The following is a 16,682-nucleotide window of genomic DNA, read 5'->3' as shown; positions in this document are numbered from 1 at the left end:
AGGCGAATCGTGCGGGCTGGCTCAAATCAACGATCATCCGCTTAGCTTCTGATATTATTGGCCTAAAAGCCAGATCGCGCCGCGATGGCGCAGCGGCAAACACAGTGTTATCTACCCCTAATGGCATCCTTCCTGAGTTCTTTCATCCTGCCGGTGGCTGTCGGCGCCGTGGCGCTGGTGCTGCTGCTCGGTCTCGTCAACATGATGCGCGGCGGCTCGCCCAACACCTCGCAGAGGCTGATGCGGTTGCGCGTGCTGTTTCAGTTCGTGGCGATCGTCATCGCCATGCTCGCGGTCTGGGCGATGGGGCGCTAGAGCATGATCCGGAAAAGTGTGCAGCGGTTTTCCGACAAGATCATGCTCAAACACTGAGAAGCCGGCGGCTGGAGAGGCAAACATGGTCGTTCTCAACCGTATCTACACCCGTACCGGTGACGACGGCACGACCGCGCTCGGCTCCGGCGAGCGCCGTCCGAAATATGATCTGCGGATCGAGGCCTATGGCACCGTCGACGAGACCAATGCCGCGATCGGCGTGGTGCGGTTGCACGTCAAGGACCGGCCGGAGCTCGATGAGATGCTCGGCCGGATCCAGAATGACCTGTTCGATCTCGGCGCCGATCTCGCGGTGCCCGAGCGAGACGGCAAAGGTGAACGGTTGCGGGTAGTGGCGAGCCAGGTCGAGCGGCTCGAGCGCGACATCGACGCGCTGAACGAAAAGCTCGCCCCGCTCACCTCCTTCGTGCTGCCGGGCGGAACCGCTGCCGCCGCCCATCTCCATGTCGCGCGCACGATATGCCGCCGCGCGGAACGCGTGATGGTGGAACTCGCTGCAAAGGCGGACGAGCCGGTCGGGGCGGCTGGCATCCAATATATGAACCGCCTGTCGGATTTCCTGTTTGTCGCGAGCCGCGCAGCCAATCATAATGGCGCTGGCGACGTGCTCTGGGTGCCGGGCCAGAACCGCTAAGCAAACCGCCAAGATTGGCTCGCAAAGCCAATTTTTGGGCCTCCGCGCGCGTTGACCGGACTGGGCCGGGCCATTAGGTTCCGCGCCAGTTGATAACCCCCCTCAAGAATTCAAGTGAAAGAGGATCGATGAAGGTCTTAGTGCCGGTAAAGCGGGTGGTCGATTACAACGTCAAGGTCCGCGTCAAGGGCGATGGGTCGGGCGTTGAACTCGCCAACGTCAAGATGTCGATGAACCCATTCGACGAAATCGCGGTCGAGGAAGCGCTGCGCCTGAAGGAAGGCGGCAAGGCCACCGAGGTCGTGGTGGTCTCCATTGGACCGGCGCAGGCGTCGGAGACGATCCGCACCGGTCTCGCCATGGGCGCCGACCGCGGCATCCTGGTGAAGGCGGACGGCAACGTGGAGCCGCTCGCGGTCGCCAAGATCCTGAAGAAGGTCGCCGAAGAAGAGCAGCCGGGTCTGATCATTCTGGGCAAGCAGGCGATCGACGACGACAGCAACCAGACCGGCCAGATGCTGGCCGCGCTGCTCGGCTGGTCGCAGGCGACCTTTGCCTCCAAGCTTGAGGTCGAAGGCAGCGACTTCAAGGTCACGCGCGAGGTCGATGGCGGCCTGCAGACGGTGAAGCTGAAGGGACCGGCGATCGTCACCACCGATCTCCGTCTCAATGAGCCGCGCTATGCCTCGCTGCCCAACATCATGAAGGCGAAGAAGAAGCCGATCGCGGAGAAGACGGTCGCCGATTACGGCGTCGACGTCACTGCGCGTCTTGAAGTTCTCAAGACGACGGAGCCACCGGGCCGCAAGGCCGGCGTCAAGGTCAAGGACGTCGCCGAGCTGGTGTCGAAACTCAAGAACGAAGCCGGGGTGCTCTGATGACGACGCTTCTGATTGCTGAACACGACAATGCGTCGCTGAAGGATGCGACCAACAAGGCCTTGACGGCGGCCGCTGCCCTCGGCACCGACGTCGACGTGCTGGTCGCCGGCCAGAACGCCAAGGGTGCGGCGGACGCCGCCGCAAAGCTCAATGGCGTGAAGAAGGTGCTGCTCGCCGACGGCGAGGCTTACGCGCACGATCTCGCCGAGCCGCTGGCCGCGCTGATCGTCTCGCTGGCGTCCGGCTATGACGCGATCGTCGCGCCTGCGACCTCGCGCTTCAAGAACGTGATGCCGCGCGTCGCAGCGCTGCTCGACGTCATGCAGGTCTCGGAGATCATCAAGGTCGTCGCGCCCGACACCTTCGAGCGGCCGATCTATGCCGGCAACGCCATCCAGACGGTGAAGTCGAAGGACGCCAAGAAGGTCATCACGGTGCGCACCTCGACCTTCGCCGCTGCGCCGGCCGGTGGCAGCGCGAGCGTCGAGAGCGTCGCGGCGGCAGCCGATCCGGGCCTGTCGTCCTTTATCGGCGAGGAAGTCGCCAAGAGCGACCGCCCCGAGCTGACCTCGGCGAAAATCATCGTCTCCGGTGGCCGCGCGATGCAGAGCCGCGAAAACTTCGCAAAGTACATCGAGCCGCTCGCGGACAAGCTCGGCGCCGGTGTCGGTGCCTCGCGCGCGGCGGTCGACGCCGGCTATGCGCCGAACGACTGGCAGGTCGGCCAGACCGGCAAGGTCGTGGCCCCCGAACTCTATGTCGCCGTCGGCATCTCCGGCGCGATCCAGCATCTCGCGGGTATGAAGGACTCAAAGGTCATCGTCGCGATCAACAAGGACGAGGACGCGCCGATCTTCCAGGTCGCCGACTACGGCCTGGTCGCCGACCTCTACCAGGCGGTTCCTGAGCTTACGGCCGAACTCGGCAAGCTCGGGAAGTAAAACACCGTAAAAACACCGGCCGGATGTCCTAACACCGGCCGGTGTTTCATTTCTGAGGCGGTTTCTTTCGCGGGGGCACGTGGAAGGGCGCGATCCAATCTAGGTTTCGAGCCCGGGTTCTGATTAAATCGGACCCTCGGCTCACGGGGGATAGGCAGGGCGCGGCATCCGCGCCGTTCCGGTGGATGACATTATGGCAGAAATCAAGAAGGTCGGCGTGATCGGCGCGGGGCAGATGGGCAATGGCATCGCTCATGTCGCGGCGCTGGCCGGTTTCGACGTGGTGCTCAACGACGTCTCGGCTGACCGTTTGAAGTCGGGCATGGCTACCATCAACGGCAATCTGTCGCGCCAGGTCTCCAAGAAGGCCGTTAGCGAGGACGACAAGGCCAAGGCGCTGTCGCGCATCACCCTTGCCGAGAAGCTCGATGACCTCGCCGACTGCGACCTCGTGATCGAGACCGCGGTCGAGAAGGAGGAGGTCAAGCGCAAGATTTTCCACGAGCTCTGCGCCGTCCTGAAGCCCGAGGCGATCGTCGCCTCCGACACCTCCTCGATCTCGATCACCCGCCTGGCCGCGGCCACCGACCGCCCCGAGCGCTTCATCGGCATTCATTTCATGAATCCGGTGCCGTTGATGGAGCTGGTCGAACTGATCCGCGGCATCGCCACCGATGATTCCACCTTCGAGGCCTCCAAGGCATTCGTGGCCAAGCTGGGCAAGCAGGTCGCGGTCTCCGAGGATTTCCCGGCCTTCATCGTCAATCGCATTCTGTTGCCGATGATCAACGAGGCGATCTACACGCTTTATGAAGGTGTCGGGAACGTCGAGGCGATCGACGCCGCGATGAAGCTGGGCGCTCATCACCCGATGGGCCCGCTGGAACTGGCCGATTTCATCGGCCTCGATACCTGCCTTTCCATCATGCAAGTGCTGCATGAGGGGCTGGCCGATTCGAAGTACCGCCCGTGCCCGCTGCTGGTGAAATACGTCGAAGCCGGCTGGCTCGGCCGCAAGACGCAGCGCGGCTTCTACGACTACCGCGGCGCCAAGCCGGTCCCGACGCGGTAAACCCGTCCATTCGACAACAGGTGTCGTAGGGTGGGCAAAGGCGCGGAGCGCCGTGCCCACCATCTCTCCTCGCTTGCAGCAGAAGAGGTGGGCACGCTTCGCCTTGCCCATCCGGCAATCCGCACCTTGTCCGGGACACGAACTGCCCCGAACCTCCACCTCTCGTTAACCCCTCGCGCCTAGGCTGCCGCCCGTACGAGGGTCTACGTATGGACATGATGGCCATGGTCAGCAGCATGCTGACCGCTCAGCAAGGCGCGTTGCAGTCGAACATCGCGACGACTGTGATGAAGCAGAACATGGATGCGGAGAAATCCGCTGTCCTGACGCTGCTCGGTGCCGGCCAGCCCTCGCTCGCCAATGTCGGTGCCGGCGTCGGCAATAATCTCAATATTACGGCTTAAAGCGCCGCGGCGGCCGGGTTCAGCGCGGCGCGCAGCAGCTTCATGGCATCAGCGCTCGCCCATTCGGCCGGGCCTGCAATCGTCGCGATCTCGCAGCCCTGCGGGTCGACCAGCACCGAGGTCGGCATGCCCAGCGCCCGACCTATTGTCTTAAGATCTTGGAAAACCTTCGCTTTCTGGTCGTTGAAATAGCCGAGCTGCGTCAGGCCGGCCTCTTTCAGGAAGTTTCTCGGCTTCTCGGGGTCGCGGGTGTCGATATTGATCGCGACCACCTGGAAATTCGGACCCGCAAGCTTGGTCTGGAGCGCATCCAGCGCCGGCATCTCCCTCCGACAGGGCACGCACCAGGTCGCCCAGAGGTTCACCAGCACGGTCTTGCCGCGGAAGTCGGAGAGCCTTTTCGGCTTGCCGTCGGCGTCCTCGAAGGCGAAGTCCGGCAGCTTTAACGGCGCGGTCGCCATGGTCAGCGCCGCCACCTCGCCGCGGGCGAGCGGCGCTAGCCGGTTGGCCGTCTGGACCGCCGCGCGGCAGGCCGGATCGCCCGCGGGCCCCCGCTTCAGGCCCAGCCCGTATAGCGCGCCAAAGCCAACCAGGCCCCCGACCGCCACGGTGGCGATCACCAGGGGAATCCGGCGCGTGGCCGACCGCGCTTTCCGTTGGTCGGGCATATCGTTGGGGTCGAGCATATCGTTTGTCATCCGGTCGCAGATATGGCTATCAGGGGCCTCTTAATACGGCTGGCAGCAGTCAGCAAACGTGCGGCACAGACCGCGCAGCAAGCAGCAAGGCGTGAGCAGGGGATCATGAGCAACAAGATGTGGGGCGGCCGGTTCTCGGAACGTCCCGACGAGATCATGGAGGAAATCAACGTCTCCATCGACGTCGATCGTCACCTCTTCGCCCAGGACATTGCCGCGTCCAAGGCCCATGCCGCGATGCTCGCCACGCAGGGCATCATCACGGCCTCTGATGCGAAAAATATCGGCAGGGGTCTAGACACGATTTTGTCAGAGATCGGCAAGGGCGGCTTCGCGTTCAAGCGCGCGCTCGAGGACATCCATATGAATGTCGAAAGCCGCCTGTCCGAGCTGATCGGCCCCGCCGCCGGCCGCCTGCACACCGCGCGCTCGCGCAACGACCAGGTCGCGACCGACTTCCGCCTGTTCGTCCGGGACATCATCGACGAAACGGACGCCGCGCTCGCCGCGTTCCAGGAGGCGCTGGTGCAACGCGCGCTGGAACATGCCGGGACCGTGATGCCCGGCTTCACGCATCTGCAGACCGCACAGCCCGTCACCTTCGGCCACCATCTGCTCGCCTATGTCGAGATGGCCGCCCGCGATCGCGGCCGCTTTCGGGATGCCCGCAAGCGGCTGAATGAATCTCCGCTGGGAGCGGCCGCACTTGCCGGTACCTCGTTCCCGATCGACCGCCACGCCACGGCGAAAGCGCTTTTCTTCGACCGGCCGATGGCCAACTCGCTCGACGCGGTGTCCGACCGCGACTTCGTGCTGGAGACGCTGTCGGCAGCCTCGATCTGCGCCGTGCACATGTCGCGCTTTGCGGAAGAGATCGTGATCTGGACCTCGCCGCTCGTGGGCCTCATCCGCCTCAGCGACAAGTTCACCACCGGCTCCTCGATCATGCCGCAGAAACGCAATCCTGACGCCGCCGAACTCGTGCGCGCCAAGACGGGACGCGTCATCGGCGCGCTCAATGGCCTCCTGATCGTGATGAAGGGCCTGCCGCTCGCCTATCAAAAGGACATGCAGGAGGACAAGCAGGGCGCGATGGAAGGCTTTGCGGCGCTGTCGCTCGCGATCCGCGCCATGACCGGCATGGTCGGTGACCTCGTGCCGGACGAAGCCAAGATGAAGGCGGCTGCGGGCGAAGGCTATGCCACCGCGACTGATCTTGCCGACTGGCTGGTGAGGACGCTGAAAATGCCGTTCCGCGAGGCTCATCACGTCACGGGCCGGATCGTGGCAAAGGCCGCGAGCGACGGCGTCGCGCTCCACGAGCTTCCGCTCAAGGAGATGCAGGCGATCGAGCCGAAAATCACCAAGGATGTGTTCGGCGTGCTCTCGGTCGAATCGTCGGTGAAGAGCCGCACCAGCTTTGGCGGCACGGCGCCGAAGAACGTGACGGCGCAGGCCAAGGCCTGGGCGAAGCGCTTGGAAAAAGAGCGAAAATCGGGCTGAGGGCAAAATTTCGTTGGTTTTTCATGATCATCCGGCTCTCGCCAGAGCGAGCCAATCTCTGTATGGTGCGGCCCGCGTAGTGGGGATCTCGTCGTGACGTCAAAGTTTCGCCCGACCGGCTCGGGGTGGGCCATCATTGTCTTGAGCCTGAGCGCGCTGGCGCTCGCCGGCTGTGGCCGCAAGGGGCCGTTGGATCTGCCGCCGACTGCGTCCAATGCGTCCACGGCGAATGTTGCCCCGGCTCCCACCGATACCGAGACCGAGGCCCAGAAGACGCCGAGCGTGTTCAATCCCACCTATGGCGCGGATGCTGCGCCCGCCGCCGCCAAGGGCAAGAAGAAATCGTTTGTCCTCGACCCGCTGCTGGACGAAAAGCCCGGCAAGTGAGCCGGGATGACTGAGCGAACGCCATGAATCATTTCGACTACCGCAACGGCGTCCTGCACGCCGAGGCGGTTAATCTTTCCGATCTCGCCGCGACCGTCGGCACGCCCTTCTATTGCTATTCGACCGCGACGCTCGAGCGGCATTACCGCGTTTTCGCCGATGCCTTTGCCGGCGAGAAGGTGCTGGTCTGCTACGCCATGAAGGCGAACTCCAACCAGTCGGTGCTGCGCACGCTGGCAAAGCTGGGGGCCGGCGCCGACGTGGTCTCGGGCGGCGAATTGAAGCGTGCGCTCGCCGCCGGCATCCCCCCAAGCAAGATCCTGTTCTCGGGCGTCGGCAAGACTGAGACCGAGCTGCGCGCGGCGCTTGCCGCCGACATCCTCTGCATCAATGTCGAATCCGAGCCTGAGCTCGAGCTGCTGTCATGCCTCGCAAGCGAGATGGGCAAGACCGCGCGTATCTCCGTGCGCGTCAATCCGGACGTCGATGCGGGCACGCACGCAAAGATCTCCACCGGCAAGTCCGAGAACAAGTTCGGCATCCCGATCGTCCACGCCCGGGAGGTGTATGCACGGGCGGCGAAGCTGCCCGGCATTGTGGTGACCGGCACCGACGTGCATATCGGCAGCCAGATCACCGATCTCTCCAAGATGGAGATCGCGTTCCGCATCCTCGCCGAATTCGTTCAGACGCTGCGCGCCGATGGCCACAACATCTCGCATGTCGATTTCGGCGGCGGCCTCGGCATTCCCTACTACATGGACCGCGAGGCGCCGCCCGCGCCCGATGCCTATGCTGCGATGGTCAGGCGCATCACGCACAACCTCGGCTGCACGCTGATGTTCGAGCCGGGCCGCATGATCGTCGGCAACGCCGGCATCCTGGTCACCAAAGTGATCTACGTGAAGCACGGCGACGGCAAGAACTTCGTCATCATCGACGCCGCGATGAATGACCTGATCCGCCCGACGCTCTATGAGGCCCATCACGACATCCTGCCGGTCAGGCAGCCCGCCGCGGGCGCGCCGACGATGCTGGCCGACGTCGTCGGCCCGGTCTGCGAGACCGGCGATTACCTCGCGCTCGACCGCACGCTGCCGACGCCGAAGCCGGGTGATCTCCTCGCCATCATGACCGCTGGTGCCTATGGCGCCGTGCAGGCCGGCACGTACAATTCCCGGCCGCTGGTGCCGGAGGTGCTGGTCAAGGGCGATCAATATGCGGTGGTGCGCCCCCGCATCGACGTCGAGCAGCTCATCGCCATGGACACGCCCGCGCCGTGGCTGTGAGGCTGTCGTAGCGAAATCCGCAAGAACAACCCCATGCAAAGTAGCCAGGGGTTGCCGGCCTCACGCACGGTCACCCGGCAGAACCGTTTGGCGCGTCGGGCAAATCTGCGACGATCGCGCGATTGCCGCGAAGCCTATGCCTTCCTGCCGACCACCACCCCGGCTCTCTTCTCGATCGGCTTTATCGCCGCGGTGAAATCCGAACCCGCGCCTTCCTCGCTGATCACGGTCTCCCAGAGACGGCCGACCGCATCGGCGACCTCCATCGACAGGCCGAGCTGCTTCATCTCCGCCAGCGCCAGCCGCACGTCCTTCACCATCAGCCCGGTGGCAAAGCCGAAGTCGAAGCTCCGCGGCAGGACCGAACGCGGAAACTTGTCGCGGCTTGCGGTGTTCATGCCGGAGCCCGCATTGATGACGTCGATCATCACGGCCGGATCGAGCCCGGCTTTGACGCCCATCACCACCGCTTCCGACGTTGCCACGATCGCGGTTGCTGAGAGAAAATTGTTGGCGAGCTTCATGGTCTGCGCCGCGCCCGGCTTCTCGCCGATGAAAAATACCTTTCCGATCACGTCGAGCGCGGCCTTGATCGTGTCGAACTCCCCCTTCGGTCCGGACGCCATCACGGCCAGCGTGCCCTTCTCGGCACCGGCGACGCCGCCGGAGACGGGGCTGTCGATCTGCACGATGTTGCGCATCGCCAGCAGGCCGTGAATCCTGGCCGCCATCTGCGAGCCGACGGTCGACAAATCAACGAAACGCTTGACGCGCTTGCCATCGATCACGCCGTTCGCACCGGTTGCGACCTCGAGCGAAGCCTGCAGCGACGGCAGGCTCGCCATCACGGTCTCGACCCGGTCGGCGACATCTTTCGGCGACGTCGCCGCCGTTGCACCGCGCACAACCAGCGTATCGAGGACCGCTTTCCGCGTATCGAACACAACGAGCCGATGCCCCGCCTCGATCAACCGCCGCGTCATCGGAAACCCCATGTTTCCGAGACCGATGAATCCGATGTCCATGGTGTTTCCTTGTGTTTGTTGTTGTGGCTGATGGACGGGAGCGGCTCGCCAAGCATTCACTGTCGTCCCCGCGAAAGCGGGGACCTATAACCCCAGGGAGGAGTCGTGGAGCGAAGTGCTAACTCCGAGTCTCCGTAATCACATCTTCCTGTGGTTATGGGTCCCGGGCTCGCGCGGAGCCTGTCATCGGGCCGCGCTTTGCGCGGACCCGGTGGCGCGCCCCGGAACGACAGGTGAGAGACCTCACGCCTTCCCATCGATCTCCGCGAACACCTCGCGCGCGATGCGAAAGCTGTCCACCGCCGCCGGCATGCCGCCGTAGATCGCGACCTGCATCAGGATCTCGCGGATTTCGTCGCGCGTGACGCCGTTGGTCAGCGCGCCCTTCAGGTGCGCGCGGAACTCGTGCTGGCGGTTGAGAATCGCGATCATCGCGATGTTGAGCATGCTGCGGGTCTTGCGCGGCAGCTCCTCGCGGCCCCACACGGTCCCCCAGCAATATTCGTTGAGCATCTCCTGGAACGGCCGGGTGAAGTCGTCGACGTTCTTCAGGGCATTGTTGACATAGGCCTCGCCGAGCACTGCTTTGCGAACTTCCAGCCCCTTATCGTGCATCTTCTTGTCCATGGCGTTCCTTGTGTCTTGCGTGAAGGATTTGCGGACGGAAACCTACGGTGTCGAACACAACCAGTCACGCCTTCGTGTTATGCACCGCTCGGGTGCAGGGTCCCGTAGAGGAACGGGTGCCTCAGTGCTGCCGTTGTGGTACGCTCTTGTTCCGGGCAACTTGGAGAGCTGATTGAACGGCGTCACCCCTGAGCCGTCAGACCCGATCCGCGATGGCAACGCTCTGTCGCGGCTGAAGCTGGCGCAGGCCCTCAAGCGGGCCACATATGCGATCGCCTGGGAGCGCGCCTGGCCACATCTGGCGCGGTTTTTGACCGTTGTCGGATTGTTTCTGGTGGTATCCTGGGCTGGCCTTTGGCTGGCGCTGCCCTTCATCGCCCGCGCGGTCGGGCTTGGCCTGTTTGCTGTCGCGGCGCTTGCCGCCCTGTTTCCGCTGATTCGCTTCCGCTGGCCGAGCCGCGAGCAGAGCCTGAGTCGACTCGATAGCGGTTCCGGTATCCGCCACCGTCCGGCAACGACGCTCACCGACACCCTGAGCACGCAGGACCCGGTCGCACAGGTGCTGTGGCAGGCGCAGCGCGAGCGCACGCTGGCCTCGCTCAAGCGCATCCGCGCCGGATTGCCGCATCCGCGGCTCGCGATCCACGATCCGTGGGCGCTGCGCGGAGCCGTGATGGTGATGCTGGTTGCAACCTTCTTCGCCGCGGGCGACGAGCGCGCCATGCGCATGGGTGCCGCCTTCGACTGGAACGGCGTGCTGGCACCGACGAATATCCGCGTCGACGCCTGGGTCACCCCGCCGGTCTACACCTCCAAGCCGCCGATCATCCTGTCGGCCGCCAACAAGGAGGCTGCAGCGCTTCCCGCGAGCGGCCCGCTCGCCGTTCCCGCCGGCTCCACGCTGATTGTGCGCTCCTCCGGCGGCAGCCTCGACGTCGTGGTCTCTGGCGGCCTCAAGGAAGTTGCGCCGAACGAGCAAGCCCCGAAGGGTACCAACGAGAAGCATTTTGCCATCGCGAGCGACGGCACGGCGCATGTCCGTGCGCCCTCCGGACAGCCGCAATGGAAGTTCGCCGCGACGCCCGATCGGCCGCCGACGATTTCGCTGGCCAAGGATCCCGAGCGTCAGGCCAGGGGCGCGCTACAGCTCTCCTACAAGATCGAGGATGATTACGGTGTCACCGGCGCCGAGGCGCAATTCGCGGTGCGTCCGTCCGATACCCAGAAGGGCGACGATCAGAAGGCCGCGCCGCGGCCGCTTTTCCAGCCGCCGCAATTCGCACTCGTGCTGCCGAACGCGCGCACCCGCAACGGCCTCGGCCAGACCGTCAAGGACCTCAGCGAGGACCCCTATGCCGGCGCCGACGTCGCGCTGACGCTGACTGCCAAGGACGAGGCAGGCAATGAGGCGAAGAGCGACCCCTTCAACATGCGTTTGCCCGAGCGTCTCTTCACCAAGCCGCTGGCGCGCGCGCTGATCGAGCAGCGCCGCATCCTGGCGCTCGACGCCAACAAGAACTCCGACGTCTATGCCGCCCTCGACGCGCTGATGATTGCGCCGGAATTGTTCACGCCCGAGACCGGCCAATATCTCGGCCTCTACAACGTCGCGAGGCAGCTAGAGGCTGCCCGAACCGACGACGCGCTGCGCGAGGTCGTTGCGAGCCTCTGGGCGCTTGCGGTGACGATCGAGGACGGCAACATCACCGACGTCGACAAGGCGCTCCGCGCGGCGCAGGACGCGCTCAAGCAGGCGCTCGAGCGCGGTGCGAGCGACGAGGAGATCAAGAAGCTCACCCAGGATCTGCGTCAGGCGCTGGACAATTTCATGCGCCAGCTCGCCGAGCAGTTCCGCAACAATCCACAGCAGCTCGCCCGTCCTCTTGATCCCAACACGAAGATCATGCGCCAGCAGGATCTCAACAACATGATCGACCGCATGGAGCGCCTGTCGCGCTCCGGCGACAAGGATGCGGCGAAACAGTTGCTCGACCAGCTCCAGCAGATGCTGGAGGGCCTCCAGATGGCGCAGCCGGGCCAGAGCGGCGAGAGCGACATGGAGCAGGCGCTCAACGAGCTCGGCGACATGATCCGCAAGCAGCAGCAATTGCGCGACAAGACCTTCAAGCAGGGCCAGGATTCCCGGCGCGACCGCATGCGCGGCAAGCAGGGCCAGCAGGGCGATCAGTCGATGTCCGACCTGCAGCAGGACCAGCAGGCCCTGCGCGATCGCTTGAAGAAGCTTCAGGATGAGCTCCAGAAGCGCGGGCTCGCGCAGAACGGCCAAAAGGGGCAGAAGGGCCAGAAAGGCCAAAAGGGTCAGCAAGGCGAGCAGGGACAACCGGGCCAGCAAGGCCAGGGCGGCGATGAGGATGCCGACCAGGGCGATGATGACGGCGGTCTCGATGCAGCCGACAACGCCATGGGCGATGCCGGCTCCAAGCTCGGTGAAGGCAATGCCGACGGCGCCGTGGACTCGCAAGGCAAGGCGCTCGACGCGATGCGCAAGGGTGCGCAGAAGATGGCCGAGGCCATGCAGCAGGGCGACGGCGATGGCCAGGGCGATGGCCCTGGCAATCGCGCCGGCCGGCAGCAGAGCGGCGGCAACCAGACCGACCCGCTCGGCCGTCCCTTGCACGGCCACGAGTTCAGCGACGACTACACGGTGAAGATCCCCGGCGAAATCGACGTCCAGCGCGCCCGCCGCATCCTCGAAGAGCTTCGCCGTCGCCTTGGCGATCCGTCTAGGCCGCAGCTCGAGCTCGACTACCTCGAGCGGCTGCTGAAGGATTTTTGAGCACCCTCTCGTAGCCCGGATGGAGCGAAGCGAAATCCGGGACTCGTTCCGCGGATGTCGCTTCGCTCCATGCGGGGCTACAGGCGTCGCCACACCCCCAGCCGTCATCGTCCGCGAAAGCGGGCGATCCAGTATTCCAGAGGCAGTGCGAGGATACGGAGAAGCCGCGGCGTACTGGATGCCCCGCTTTCGCTTTCGCGGGGCATGACAGAGGAATGTGGGGTTGCCCCGCTACCCCTTCTTCGCCGCCAGTGCGTCGGCAACCGCCGTGCGGATATCCGCCACCGAAAACGGCTTCGTCACCACGTCGTGCACGAGCGCATTGAGGTTCGAGGCGCGCTCGCGCTGATCGGCAAAGCCGGTCATCAGCAAGATCGTCAGTTCCGGAAAATCGCGCGCGGCCGAGAGTGCGAGCGCGATGCCGTCCATCACGGGCATCTGGATGTCGGTGAGCAGGAGGTCGAACGCGCCGTCCTCGCGCGTCAAGATCTCCAGCGCTTCGGCGCCGTCCTGCGCGGTGACGGTCTGGTGGCCGTCCATGGCGATGGCACGCGCCACCAGGGTGCGCATGGACTCCTCGTCATCGGCGATCAGCACCTTTGGCATCGGGCCAAACCTTTGCGGAAGCTGGCAGCCCGATCACGCGCTGCCACCGGCGATGTCACGCCGGTTGAAGAAACGAATATCGATATTGCGGCCTTCAGGTGGCGGCGAGGCGAGGCGCGACTTGAAGAACGCGTGCTCGCCGGGATGCAGCACGGTCTGCTCCAGCACCGCGTTCCAGGCGTAGATCTCGGCGCCTTGCGCGTCACGCACGGCGAAGCGCAGGCGCGGGATGTCGACCGCCTTCCTGGTCTCGCCGACGATCACGCCTTCGATCACCAGTACCTGCTTGCCGTCGACGGTCTCGGAGGTCACCTTGACGTCCCTGAAGGCGAGGCCGCGCAGGTTCACCTCGATGCCGATCATCTTGTAGAACGCCGCGGTCTGCGGCAGCAGCCGAACCATGTCGGCGCGCCAGACCACCAGCGCAACGGCCAGCGCGCCCATGGCAACGCAGGCGGTCGGCAGGCCGAAATGGGACTTTCGCGGCGGCCTGCTCACCGGACGAACGACCCGGGCCCGGCGGCGGAACAACCCGCGGAACCAGGACTGATGCGGCTCTCCGGCCAATTCGTCGTCGTCGGCCTCGGCTTCCGACCAGTCGTCGTCCTTGGTTTCCTCGGTGGGCCAGTCGCTGGCGATCGAGGGGCTGTCGACCACCGGCGTATCGGCGGCGTCCTCCCGGACGTAGGTGTTCCACTGCTCCGCGATGTCGGACTGGTCCCCTGCCTGGCTCGCCGTGGCCATGGCCGGCGCGTTAGCTTTCTCCTGCACTTCCTCGACGGCGTCCTCGGGCCGCGCCACCCAGGTCTCCTTGCAGCGGGAGCAGCGCACGGTGCGCCCATTCGCCCCAAGGCTTGCGAGCTTGATGGCGTAAGATGTCGTACAATGGGGGCATACGATGTGCATGGACCAGCCTCGGCGATGACCCAGCCGTAGCGAAACCGGGCTCTTTCGATGCTACAAGGCGACCGTTAACGAATCGGAAACCATAACGGCCGCACAAGGCTTTCATCGCATGCGGCAGAGTTTTGCGGCGTGCGCCGCGCCCCACCTCGAACGGAGCTGAGCTTGGTTCGGTTCGAAAATGTCGGATTGCGTTACGGTCTGGGGCCGGAGATTCTGCGCGACCTGAGCTTCCAGATCCCGGCGCACTCCTTCCAGTTCCTCACCGGCCCCTCCGGCGCCGGCAAGACGTCGCTGCTGCGCCTGTTGTTCCTGTCGCATCGGCCGACGCGCGGCCTGGTCAATCTGTTCGGCCACGACATCTCGCTGCTCGGCAAGGACGAGATCGCCGATTTGCGCAAGCGCATCGGCATCGTGCTTCAGGATTTTCGCCTGCTCGACCACATGACGACCTACGAGAACGTCGCGCTGCCGTTCCGCGTGATGGGCCGCAACGAATCCAGCTACCGCAAGGAGGTCATCGATCTCCTGCGCTGGGTGGGCCTGGGCGAGCGCATGGATGCGCTGCCGCCGATCCTGTCGGGCGGCGAGAAGCAGCGCGCGGCGATCGCGCGCGCGGTGATCTCGCGGCCGCAGCTTCTGCTCGCGGACGAGCCGACCGGCAGCGTCGATCCGACGCTTGGTCGCAGGCTGCTGCGGCTCTTCATCGAGTTGAACAAGTCCGGCACCGCCGTCATCATCGCGACCCACGATATCGGGTTGATGGACCAGTACGAGGCGCGCCGGCTCGTGCTGCACCAGGGACGACTGCACGTCTATGAATAGGACCGACGAGCGCGGCGTCTTCGTCGACCTCGGACAGGAGCGTCCGCAGGTCCCGGCGAAAGCGCGCAACATGTCGCCGATCGTGCCGCGCGCCTCGATCCATGGCCGCGCGCTGGTCGCGGTCGTCGCGATCATGACCTTCCTTGCCTCGATGACCACGGGCGCGGTGCTCTTGGTGAGCGCGTCCGCGGCCGAATGGCAGTCGGATGTAGCGAGCGAAATCACCATCCAGGTCCGGCCCCAGGCCGGGCGCGACATCGAGCGCGACACCACTGCCGTGACGGAAGCGATGCGCGCGCAAGCAGGCATCGTCGAGGTCAAGCCGTTCAGCAAGGAGGAATCCGGGAAGCTGCTCGAGCCCTGGCTCGGCACCGGCCTGTCGATGGACGATCTTCCGGTGCCGCGCATGATCATCGCCCGCGTGCAGCCGGGCACGACGCTCGATCTCGTCGCCTTGCGCAGCCGCGTGGCGCAGGTCGCGCCAAACGCGAGCGTCGACGATCACCGCGCCTGGATCGAGCGGATGCGCTCGATGACCAACGCCACCGTGCTCGCAGGCCTCGGTATACTCGCGCTCGTCATCGTCGCGACCATCATCTCGGTGTCGTTCGCAACCCGCGGCGCGATGGCCGCCAACCGGCCGATCGTCGAGGTCCTGCATTTCGTCGGCGCCGGCGACCGCTATATCGCCAACCGCTTCCTGCGGCATTTCCTCCGCCTCGGCCTCGAAGGCGGCGTGATCGGCGGCGGCGTCGCCATGCTGGTATTCGGCTTCTCCGAGTCGATCGCCGGCTGGTTCTCCGGCACGCCGGTCGGCGACCAGTTCGCCGCCCTGCTCGGCACGTTCTCGCTGCGGCCGTCGGGTTACGTCGTGCTCGCGGTGCAGGCGGTCCTGATCGGCGCAATCACGGCAGTGGCGTCGCGGCAGACGCTGTTCGCGACGCTGAACGACGTCGATTGAGGCGCCGCGCGTCAAACCGGACTCCACTTCATCCAAAAACGTTCTAAAATTGCCAGGGGAAGGGACCACGACATCATATGACCTCGCCGACCGACGATCGATCGCCGAAGTTGCCGCGCGGCTGGCTGCGCGCGGCCGTCGTGTCGACGCTCGCGATCGCCTTCGTCGGCGCGGCGGCGGGTTTCGTCGCGTTCCTGTCGCAGCTGCGCGGCGCCGAGCTGGCACCGGACCGCAAGGCGGACGGCATCGTGGTCCTGACCGGCGGATCGTCGCGGGTGTCGGATGCGATGGAGCTGTTGGCTGCGGGCTTCGGCCAAAGGCTCCTGATCTCCGGCGTGCACCCGACCTCCACGGTCAGCGATATCTCGCGGACTCTGCCGGAGAACCAGTCCTACATGCGCTGCTGCGTCGATCTCGACCGCTCCGCGGTCTCGACCCGTGGTAACGCGGCAGAGGCGCGGCGCTGGGCGCATGAGCGTGGCTTCAAGTCGCTGATCGTGGTGACCTCGAACTACCACATGCCGCGCGCGCTGGTGGAATTCTCGCATGCGATGCCCGAGATCGCGCTGATCCCGTTTGCGGTGGTCGGCGACAAATGGCGGGAGGAGCCGTGGTGGACCTCGTCCTCGACGCTGCGGCTCTTGTTGTCGGAATATGTCAAATACGTTGCCGCCGAGCTGCGCGTGCGGCTCGAGGATTTCGGGATTGACCTTTCGCCCGAAGTGTCGGAGCAGCCTCCTGGCGTGCAGCCGACGAAACGGCCCGCCACCGCACAGGCCAATTAGGATCGTTG

At 65.1% G+C, this 16,682-nt stretch carries 18 protein-coding genes; 13 read left to right on the top strand and 5 right to left on the bottom strand.

The window, feature by feature from the left end:
• Positions 1-120: 120 nt before the first annotated feature.
• From Q3C01_RS03820 to Q3C01_RS03795, 6 genes are all read left to right on the top strand, one after another.
• Positions 121-315, top strand: a complete 195-nt coding sequence (locus Q3C01_RS03820; RefSeq protein WP_027522142.1) for a twin transmembrane helix small protein — start codon at positions 121-123, stop codon at positions 313-315.
• A gap of 82 nt (positions 316-397) precedes the next feature.
• Entirely contained in the window at positions 398-970 is a 573-nt protein-coding gene (locus Q3C01_RS03815; RefSeq protein WP_458143956.1) for a cob(I)yrinic acid a,c-diamide adenosyltransferase, read from the top strand.
• Between the two features lie 128 nt (positions 971-1,098).
• Positions 1,099-1,848 (top strand): electron transfer flavoprotein subunit beta/FixA family protein, encoded by a 750-nt coding sequence (locus Q3C01_RS03810; RefSeq protein WP_027522144.1) that lies wholly within the window; start codon positions 1,099-1,101, stop codon positions 1,846-1,848.
• Complete coding sequence (locus Q3C01_RS03805) at positions 1,848-2,792, top strand: electron transfer flavoprotein subunit alpha/FixB family protein (RefSeq protein ID WP_458143954.1); 945 nt, start codon at positions 1,848-1,850, stop codon at positions 2,790-2,792. The genes Q3C01_RS03810 and Q3C01_RS03805 overlap by 1 nt, the downstream gene beginning before the upstream one ends.
• A gap of 190 nt (positions 2,793-2,982) precedes the next feature.
• Complete coding sequence (locus Q3C01_RS03800) at positions 2,983-3,864, top strand: 3-hydroxybutyryl-CoA dehydrogenase (RefSeq protein WP_458144102.1); 882 nt, start codon at positions 2,983-2,985, stop codon at positions 3,862-3,864.
• A 209-nt stretch (positions 3,865-4,073) separates the two neighbouring features.
• Positions 4,074-4,268: a putative motility protein gene (locus Q3C01_RS03795; RefSeq protein WP_458143952.1), complete on the top strand. Its 195-nt coding sequence runs from the start codon at positions 4,074-4,076 to the stop codon at positions 4,266-4,268.
• On the opposite strand, the gene tlpA is transcribed toward Q3C01_RS03795, so the two are convergent.
• The gene (gene tlpA, locus Q3C01_RS03790) at positions 4,265-4,966 is read right to left on the bottom strand and encodes a thiol:disulfide interchange protein TlpA (protein ID WP_458143950.1); all 702 of its coding nucleotides are present in this window, start codon (positions 4,964-4,966) and stop codon (positions 4,265-4,267) included. The genes Q3C01_RS03795 and tlpA overlap by 4 nt on opposite strands.
• A 105-nt stretch (positions 4,967-5,071) precedes the next feature.
• Between tlpA and argH the strand changes: the two genes are divergently transcribed.
• The 3 genes from argH (at position 5,072) to lysA (ending at position 8,145) form a co-directional block, all read left to right on the top strand.
• Positions 5,072-6,469 carry an argininosuccinate lyase gene (argH, locus tag Q3C01_RS03785; protein WP_458144101.1) on the top strand — a complete coding sequence of 466 codons (1,398 nt, stop codon included), beginning with the start codon at positions 5,072-5,074 and terminating at the stop codon, positions 6,467-6,469.
• Positions 6,470-6,562: 93 nt separating this feature from the next.
• Positions 6,563-6,856 (top strand): LPS translocon maturation chaperone LptM, encoded by a 294-nt coding sequence (lptM, locus tag Q3C01_RS03780; RefSeq protein ID WP_458143949.1) that lies wholly within the window; start codon positions 6,563-6,565, stop codon positions 6,854-6,856.
• A gap of 23 nt (positions 6,857-6,879) precedes the next feature.
• A complete protein-coding gene (lysA, locus tag Q3C01_RS03775) occupies positions 6,880-8,145 on the top strand; it encodes a diaminopimelate decarboxylase (RefSeq protein ID WP_458143947.1) in 1,266 nt (421 codons plus the stop codon).
• A gap of 134 nt (positions 8,146-8,279) precedes the next feature.
• On the opposite strand, the gene Q3C01_RS03770 is transcribed toward lysA, so the two are convergent.
• Positions 8,280-9,170 (bottom strand): NAD(P)-dependent oxidoreductase, encoded by an 891-nt coding sequence (locus Q3C01_RS03770; RefSeq protein ID WP_458143945.1) that lies wholly within the window; start codon positions 9,168-9,170, stop codon positions 8,280-8,282.
• Between the two features lie 243 nt (positions 9,171-9,413).
• Positions 9,414-9,797 carry a carboxymuconolactone decarboxylase family protein gene (locus tag Q3C01_RS03765; RefSeq protein ID WP_458143944.1) on the bottom strand — a complete coding sequence of 128 codons (384 nt, stop codon included), beginning with the start codon at positions 9,795-9,797 and terminating at the stop codon, positions 9,414-9,416.
• Between the two features lie 172 nt (positions 9,798-9,969).
• On the opposite strand from Q3C01_RS03765, the gene Q3C01_RS03760 reads away from it, so the two are divergent.
• Positions 9,970-12,594 (top strand): TIGR02302 family protein, encoded by a 2,625-nt coding sequence (locus Q3C01_RS03760; protein WP_458143942.1) that lies wholly within the window; start codon positions 9,970-9,972, stop codon positions 12,592-12,594.
• Positions 12,595-12,825: 231 nt separating this feature from the next.
• Here Q3C01_RS03760 and Q3C01_RS03755 read toward each other — a convergent pair whose 3' ends face one another.
• Together Q3C01_RS03755 and Q3C01_RS03750 are read right to left on the bottom strand one after the other, a co-directional pair.
• Positions 12,826-13,200 carry a response regulator gene (locus tag Q3C01_RS03755; protein ID WP_458143940.1) on the bottom strand — a complete coding sequence of 125 codons (375 nt, stop codon included), beginning with the start codon at positions 13,198-13,200 and terminating at the stop codon, positions 12,826-12,828.
• Positions 13,201-13,233: 33 nt separating this feature from the next.
• Positions 13,234-14,106 carry an MJ0042-type zinc finger domain-containing protein gene (locus tag Q3C01_RS03750; protein ID WP_458143938.1) on the bottom strand — a complete coding sequence of 291 codons (873 nt, stop codon included), beginning with the start codon at positions 14,104-14,106 and terminating at the stop codon, positions 13,234-13,236.
• 162 nt (positions 14,107-14,268) lie between these two features.
• Between Q3C01_RS03750 and ftsE the strand changes: the two genes are divergently transcribed.
• The 3 genes from ftsE (at position 14,269) to Q3C01_RS03735 (ending at position 16,674) form a co-directional block, all read left to right on the top strand.
• Complete coding sequence (ftsE, locus tag Q3C01_RS03745) at positions 14,269-14,928, top strand: cell division ATP-binding protein FtsE (protein ID WP_458143936.1); 660 nt, start codon at positions 14,269-14,271, stop codon at positions 14,926-14,928.
• Positions 14,921-15,889, top strand: a complete 969-nt coding sequence (locus Q3C01_RS03740) for a cell division protein FtsX (protein ID WP_458143934.1) — start codon at positions 14,921-14,923, stop codon at positions 15,887-15,889. Before ftsE ends, Q3C01_RS03740 begins: the two co-directional genes overlap by 8 nt.
• A gap of 77 nt (positions 15,890-15,966) precedes the next feature.
• On the top strand, positions 15,967-16,674 hold the full coding sequence (locus Q3C01_RS03735) for a YdcF family protein (protein WP_458143932.1): 708 nt from the start codon (positions 15,967-15,969) through the stop codon (positions 16,672-16,674).
• Positions 16,675-16,682 lie beyond the last annotated feature (8 nt).

Source organism: Bradyrhizobium sp. UFLA05-109 (assembly GCF_054185165.1).
The sequence above is the reverse complement of the archived record's forward strand: the minus strand, read 5'-3'. Positions and strand labels throughout refer to the sequence as shown.

What these genes read in the sequence shown, in the direction of transcription:
- Q3C01_RS03820 (WP_027522142.1), top strand. Translation starts at nt 121, where the DNA reads ATGGCATCCTTCCTGAGTTCTTTCATCCTGCCGGTGGCTGTCGGCGCC.
- Q3C01_RS03815 (WP_458143956.1), top strand. Translation starts at nt 398, where the DNA reads ATGGTCGTTCTCAACCGTATCTACACCCGTACCGGTGACGACGGCACG.
- Q3C01_RS03810 (WP_027522144.1), top strand. Translation starts at nt 1,099, where the DNA reads ATGAAGGTCTTAGTGCCGGTAAAGCGGGTGGTCGATTACAACGTCAAG.
- Q3C01_RS03805 (WP_458143954.1), top strand. Translation starts at nt 1,848, where the DNA reads ATGACGACGCTTCTGATTGCTGAACACGACAATGCGTCGCTGAAGGAT.
- Q3C01_RS03795 (WP_458143952.1), top strand. Translation starts at nt 4,074, where the DNA reads ATGGACATGATGGCCATGGTCAGCAGCATGCTGACCGCTCAGCAAGGC.
- tlpA (WP_458143950.1), bottom strand. Translation starts at nt 4,966, where the DNA reads ATGACAAACGATATGCTCGACCCCAACGATATGCCCGACCAACGGAAA.
- argH (WP_458144101.1), top strand. Translation starts at nt 5,072, where the DNA reads ATGAGCAACAAGATGTGGGGCGGCCGGTTCTCGGAACGTCCCGACGAG.
- lysA (WP_458143947.1), top strand. Translation starts at nt 6,880, where the DNA reads ATGAATCATTTCGACTACCGCAACGGCGTCCTGCACGCCGAGGCGGTT.
- Q3C01_RS03770 (WP_458143945.1), bottom strand. Translation starts at nt 9,170, where the DNA reads ATGGACATCGGATTCATCGGTCTCGGAAACATGGGGTTTCCGATGACG.
- Q3C01_RS03765 (WP_458143944.1), bottom strand. Translation starts at nt 9,797, where the DNA reads ATGGACAAGAAGATGCACGATAAGGGGCTGGAAGTTCGCAAAGCAGTG.
- Q3C01_RS03755 (WP_458143940.1), bottom strand. Translation starts at nt 13,200, where the DNA reads ATGCCAAAGGTGCTGATCGCCGATGACGAGGAGTCCATGCGCACCCTG.
- Q3C01_RS03750 (WP_458143938.1), bottom strand. Translation starts at nt 14,106, where the DNA reads ATGCACATCGTATGCCCCCATTGTACGACATCTTACGCCATCAAGCTC.
- Q3C01_RS03740 (WP_458143934.1), top strand. Translation starts at nt 14,921, where the DNA reads ATGAATAGGACCGACGAGCGCGGCGTCTTCGTCGACCTCGGACAGGAG.
- Q3C01_RS03735 (WP_458143932.1), top strand. Translation starts at nt 15,967, where the DNA reads ATGACCTCGCCGACCGACGATCGATCGCCGAAGTTGCCGCGCGGCTGG.